This is a genomic window from Celeribacter marinus, from assembly GCF_965656515.1.
In the GTDB taxonomy this organism is placed as follows: Bacteria; Pseudomonadota; Alphaproteobacteria; order Rhodobacterales; family Rhodobacteraceae; genus Celeribacter; species Celeribacter marinus_D.
Map to the genome: position 1 here is coordinate 1 of NZ_CBFHKW010000089.1, position 5,872 is coordinate 5,872.

8 protein-coding genes are annotated in these 5,872 nt (G+C 57.4%); 1 reads left to right on the forward strand and 7 read right to left on the reverse strand.

Annotation, left to right across the window (positions count from 1 at the left end):
- On the forward strand, nt 1-181 hold a 181-nt coding region (locus ACTG34_RS13165), incomplete at its 5' end, for a PLP-dependent transferase (RefSeq protein WP_439105345.1).
- A gap of 75 nt (nt 182-256) precedes the next feature.
- Here the strand turns inward: ACTG34_RS13165 and ACTG34_RS13170 are convergent.
- The 7 genes from ACTG34_RS13170 to secD form a co-directional block, all read right to left on the reverse strand.
- Nucleotides 257-799, reverse strand: coding sequence for a DsbE family thiol:disulfide interchange protein (locus ACTG34_RS13170; protein ID WP_342842191.1), 543 nt, complete (start codon nt 797-799; stop codon nt 257-259).
- Entirely contained in the window at nt 792-968 is a 177-nt protein-coding gene (ccmD, locus tag ACTG34_RS13175) for a heme exporter protein CcmD (RefSeq protein ID WP_439105346.1), read from the reverse strand. Before ccmD ends, ACTG34_RS13170 begins: the two co-directional genes overlap by 8 nt.
- Nucleotides 968-1,714 carry a heme ABC transporter permease gene (locus ACTG34_RS13180; protein WP_439105347.1) on the reverse strand — a complete coding sequence of 249 codons (747 nt, stop codon included), beginning with the start codon at nt 1,712-1,714 and terminating at the stop codon, nt 968-970. Before ACTG34_RS13180 ends, ccmD begins: the two co-directional genes overlap by 1 nt.
- A 54-nt stretch (nt 1,715-1,768) precedes the next feature.
- Nucleotides 1,769-2,425, reverse strand: coding sequence for a heme exporter protein CcmB (gene ccmB / locus ACTG34_RS13185; protein WP_439105348.1), 657 nt, complete (start codon nt 2,423-2,425; stop codon nt 1,769-1,771).
- Entirely contained in the window at nt 2,422-3,042 is a 621-nt protein-coding gene (gene ccmA / locus ACTG34_RS13190; RefSeq protein ID WP_439105349.1) for a heme ABC exporter ATP-binding protein CcmA, read from the reverse strand. Before ccmA ends, ccmB begins: the two co-directional genes overlap by 4 nt.
- A gap of 46 nt (nt 3,043-3,088) precedes the next feature.
- On the reverse strand, nt 3,089-3,442 hold the full coding sequence (locus ACTG34_RS13195) for an Mth938-like domain-containing protein (protein ID WP_439105350.1): 354 nt from the start codon (nt 3,440-3,442) through the stop codon (nt 3,089-3,091).
- 33 nt (nt 3,443-3,475) lie between these two features.
- The coding region (gene secD / locus ACTG34_RS13200; protein WP_439105351.1) for a protein translocase subunit SecD at nt 3,476-5,872 on the reverse strand (2,397 nt) is incomplete at its 5' end.

Here is a 5,872-nt window from a genome sequence, read left to right on the forward strand (position 1 = left end):
CCATGTTGCCAACCTTGGCGATACCCGCTCCCTCGTGATCCACCCTGCCTCGACCACGCACCGCCAGTTGACGGACGCCGAGCAGGTCAAAGCGGGCGTTGGCCGCAACGTGCTTCGCCTGTCCATCGGGATCGAAGACGCCGCGGATTTGATTGCGGATCTGGACCAGGCACTCAGCTAAACGATGCGAGACAAAACGACAAAGGCCGTCCCAATTGGGGCGGCCTTTTGCATGTGATAGGGTCCGAGCATCGCCTTAGTTTGCGGCGGCTTTCGCAATCTCAGGCTTGATATATTTGTCCAACACATCTTGGGTAATCGGACCTGCAAAGCGGTATGTGATCTTCCCTTTGGCGTCGATCACATAGGTTTCAGGCACGCCGTACACGCCCCATTCAAGCGCCGTGCGCCCGGGGCCGTCCTGACCGATTGCGGCGTAAGGATTGCCCAACTCGTTCAAGAAACCAAGCGCTTTGGGGGCTTCGTCTTTGTAATTGATACCATAAATGGTGATGCCGCTTTCGGCCATCGCTTCGAGTTGCGGGTGCTCGGCGCGGCACGGCGCACACCATGAGGCCCAGTAGTTGACGAGCTTGACCCCGCCTTGATCCAGCATCTCGTCGCTCAAGGGCGCAAGATCACCCAACGGCGTGAGCGCGGCAATGGACGGTGCATCCTTGCCCGCCTGTGCGGTCGGCAACCGAGACGCATCATCGCGGCCCATTCCAAAAATGAACAGCCCCGCAAGCACCGCAAACAACAGCGGCGGAGCCGCCATAAGAGGGGATATTTTAGGCATTTTGAGATCCTTTCGCCCGCGCAGCTTTGCGGTGTTCCGCATCAACAAGACGGCGTTTCACCGAGCGTGAGCGTGCTAAAGACCGCCAGATCAACAGACCCAGCAACAGCAGCGACACACCATAAGCGGCATACACATCGCCCGCGTATTTTCCAAGATCGGGCATCATCAGCCTTGCACCCTTTCGCGCATTTCAATGGCTTGCAGGCGGCGTTGGCGGATTTCGGTCCGTGTGCGCAGCAACACAAGCGTGATAAATAAAAGGACAAACCCCGCAATGGCCACCAAGGCGGGATACCAAAACACATCCGCCACGTTTTCCTTTTCATCCATCGACAGCGATGCCCCTTGGTGCAAGCCTTGGTTCCAAAAGTTGACCGCATAGCGCGACAACAGCGCAAAGACCGAGCCGACAAGACACAACACCGAAGTTAAATCCGCCGCCGTGTCGGGATTTTCAATCGCTTCCCACAACGCCATATAGCCGATGTAAAAGAGCAGCAGGATCAAAAAGGAGGTCAGGCGCGGATCCCATTCCCAATAGGTGCCCCACATCGGCTTGCCCCAAATCGCCCCCGTGAATAGCGCGATGAGCGTCATGATCGCCCCGATGGGAGCGGCCGCTTTGGCGGCCAATGCAGACACATGGTGACGCCGCACAATCCAGATCAACGAGGTGACCAACATCATCACCCAGATGTTAATCGCCATCATCGCCGAAGGCACATGGAGATAGAAAATCTTGATCGTGGCACCTTGGCGGTAATCATCGGGCGTAAAGAAAAAGCCCCAAACCAAACCGCATACAAACACAATGGCGGCCAAAACCGCGATGGTTGGCAACGCGCGATCCGTCCACGCCATAAATTTGCGCGGATTGGCCCATTCCCAGATAATGTTCATGCCTGACGCCATGTCGTTCTCCCTTTATCGTCCGACACATTAGATCAAACGCATATAAGCCTCAACTCACCTCAACGCGATCCGGATCGCTGCGGCTGCGGCAAAGGGCAGCAAGGCTACCGAGCCGGCCGAAATTCCCGCCTGCATCATCAATGGCGTGGTCACAAGAAACCCGTCCGCGCCGCGCCGCACCACTTCGGCCCCGAAAATCAGCGTGGGAATATAGAGGGGCAACACCAGAAGGCTCATCAACAGCCCACCGCGTTTCAGACCGACCGTAAGCGCGGCACCGAACGCGCCGATAAAGGACAGCGCAGGCGTGCCGATCAACAATGTGATGATCAGCCAACGGTAGGCCGCACCGTCAAGATGGAGCAAAAACCCAAGTGCGGGGGCAGCAACAACCAGAGGCAACCCCGTGGTGATCCAATGCGCCAAGGCCTTCATCGCGACGACCCCCTCAAGCGGGACGGGCGCAGTGGCCAATAGATCCAATGATCCATCCTCAAAATCGAGCGCGAAAATCCGGTCGAGCGACAAAAGACACGCAAGCAGCGCCCCAATCCACAAGATACCCGGCGCAATCACCGCTAGGTTTTCGGCGTTCGGCCCGACCCCGAACGGAACAAGCGTGACGAGAATCAAAAAGAACCCGAGGCCAAGGCCAAAGCCGCCCCCTGCCCGCACGCCAAGCGTCAAATCACGCCACAACAGCCGGATCATAAAAACGCCTCGTCAAAATCGTTGTGAACCGTGTCTGCGCGCGCCTTGAACGGGGTGACGTCAAACACCGTCTCATCGACGCCCAGATCAATATGCGTGGCGATCACCGCCGCCCCACCCGCAGTGACATGCGCCTGTACCGCCGCACCGAACAACGCCACCGAAGCCGCATCAAGTGACACGGTTGGCTCGTCGAGCACCCACACGGGCCGTCCCGTCACCAACAAGCGTGCCAAACCCAAGCGGCGTTTTTGGCCCGCCGAAAGATTGCCCGCAAGTCGGTCTCGCAACCCGTCCAGATCGAACGCCATAATCGCGGGTTCAATATTGTGTCCGCCATAGATCCCCGCCCAAAAGGCGAGATTTTCGGTCACGCTCAAGGTTGATTTCAATCCATCCGCATGCGCCGCATAGGCCACCGTTTCAGGATCGCACATCACGGCCCCCGCGTAGGGCGGCTGCAATCGCGCCAATGTGCGCAATAACGTGGTTTTGCCTGACCCATTGGGACCGCGCAGCACCAGAATATCACCCCCCGACACCGAGAAATTCAGCCCCTCAAGGACGGGCATACCACCGCGTGACACGGTCAGATTTTCAACATGGATCAAGTTCATATTACGCACCCTACACCGTATAGTATGACGGGCAAACTGACACCGATCAAACGGGCAGCAACGCCACAGCTACACGGCGTCCTTCGGAGGCTAGGATGTTATAGCTGCGGCACGCGGTGGGTGTCGCCATGAACTCGGCCCCGATCCCTGCAGCGTCAAGCTGTTGGCGCAAGGCGGGCGGCAAATGCGTCATCTCTTCCCCAGTGCCAAACAAAATGAAATCAACGCGCCCAGCGAGCGCCAACAAAGGCGCTACATCGTCGTAGCCCCCCCACTGTGTCGCGCTCGCCCCCATGAGCATCATCGCGCCCTCGTGGACCACGCCTTTGACCCGAAAGAAATTCGGACCATAGCCGTCAATCGGCACCGCATCTGCAAAGGGCATATCATTGATCTGCATGGAGGGCGTCCCGCGTTTATGCTGTCAAAAGGGTCAAACGGCACTGCCGTCTGCTTGGATACCCGGCGTTGGGTCTTTTTTGTCCCAATCCCGTTTGACACCGAGCCACAACAAGATGTTGGAGGCCACAAAGACCGACGACCACGTACCAACCACAATGCCGAGCGTCATGGCAAAAACGAACCCACGGATCACATCACCGCCCAAGACCAACAGCGCGATCAGCGCCACAAGGGTCGTGCCCGAGGTCATCACAGTGCGTGCCAGTGTTTCGTTGATCGACATGTTGAGCACGCCCGACAGTTCAAGCTTTTTGTACTTGCGCAGGTTCTCACGCACACGGTCGAACACCACAACAGTATCGTTGAGCGAGTAGCCCACGATGGTCAGCAAGGCCGCAATTATCGTGAGATCAAACTGGATTTTAAAGATCGCGAAAATGCCGATTGTAATGGCAATATCGTGAACCAAGGCAACCACCGCGCCAAGGGCGAATTGCCACTCGAACCGCAGCCAGATGTAGAACAGGACGGCCGCAATAGCGGCGATAACGGCGTAAATGGCGGTTTTGATCAGCTCCCCCGAGACCTTTGGCCCGACCGATTCCACCGAGGGGAACGTGATGCTTTCGTCCACAACCTTGAGCGCGTCCTCAACCGTCTGGATCGTTTCTGGCGCGACCGATGACACGTCATCTTGAGCCTCGATACGGATCATGGCCACGTGCTGGTTTTCGGCAAAGTTTGGATCGAACACTTCGGTAATCGACACATCGCCAAAGCCCAAAGGCGCGAGGGCGGCGCGGTAATCAGCGACATCCACCGCGGATTCCGATTGGGTGCGGATGGTTGTCCCACCTCTGAAATCAATGCCGAAATTGAGCCCCAAAAGCAGGAAAGACACCAATGACACAACAACCAGGATGCCGGAGAACCCGAATGTGAGTTTGGCGACCTTAAAGAAATCAACGGTCGTATCATCGCGCACGAGTTTCAGACCCTTGAGTGTCCAACCTTTGCGATTTTTGCGGCCGTACCACATAACAACCATCGCGCGGGTCACAAAAATGGCGGTGAACACGGAGGTCATGATCCCCAGGGCGAGCGTGACCGCAAATCCTTTGACAGGCCCCGACCCCATGATGAACAAGATCGCAGCAGTGATAAAGGTGGTGATGTTGGCATCGATGATTGCCGAGAGCGCTTTTTCGTAGCCAAGTTCAATGGCGCGCCCGACCCCTTTGGCGGTTTTCAATTCCTCGCGGATGCGCTCGAACACCAACACGTTGGCATCCACGGCCATCCCGACCGTTAGTACGATCCCCGCAATACCGGGTAGGGTGAGTGTCGCCCCGATCATCGACAACAATCCGAACAACAACCCAACGTTGATGATCAAGGCGATGTTGGCAAAGTTGCCGAACAATCCGTAGGACACGCCCATAAAGATCAACACAGCCCCAAAGGCCACCATTGTGGCCAGTTTGCCCGCCTCGATGCTATCGGCCCCAAGTTCCGGACCGATGGTGCGTTCTTCAAGGAAATTGATCTTGGCAGGGAGCGCACCGGCACGCAGCAACACAGACAATTGCGTGCTTTCCTCGACCGAGAAATTACCGGTGATCTGACCAGATCCGCCACGGATCGGCTCGTTGATGCGCGGCGCAGAGATCACTTCGTTATCAAGAACAATCGCAAACGGTGCGCCGACATTGGCAGCCGTGTAGTCGCCAAATTTGCGCGCGCCCGTTGGGTTAAAACGGAACGTCACCGCGGGGCGTCCGTTTTGGTCAAACGCGGGCTGGCTATCCGTCAACTCGTCGCCAGAGACCACGGGGGTCTCTTCGAGGATGTAGTAGACGCCCGCCTGATCGAGCGAAGGTGCTATGAAATTGCGCGCACCAGGCGCTTGGTCAGGGTTCGAGGTCTGGCCGACCACAGGGTTGAACGTCAGTTTGGCCGTAGTGCCGATCAAGGATTTCAATTCAGAGGCCGAGCCAATGCCTGGCACTTGGATCAAAATGCGATCCTCGCCTTGGCGTTGGATGGTTGGCTCACGCGTGCCCACCTCATCCACACGGCGGCGGATAATTTCGAGCGACTGCTGCATGGTGCGGGTATCCGTGGCGGCCTTTTCAGCCTCCGACAACTCAACCGTAATCACATCATTATTGGCCGCGACTACGTAGTCCTTTTGGCCCGCTGCGGTCAGCGACACCACAGGAGAGGCCAAGGCGCGCACGGCCGCCAGTGCCGTTTCCATGCCATCCGCTTGTGAAATACGCACACGCAACAATCCGTCAGGCGCATCAAGGCGGCGAATGGTGCCAACCGTGTCACGCTCATCACGAAGGGCATCACGCACATCCGGCCAAAGGGTATCGACACGCGCCGCGTAGACTTCGCCTACCTCGACCTCACCGAGCAAATG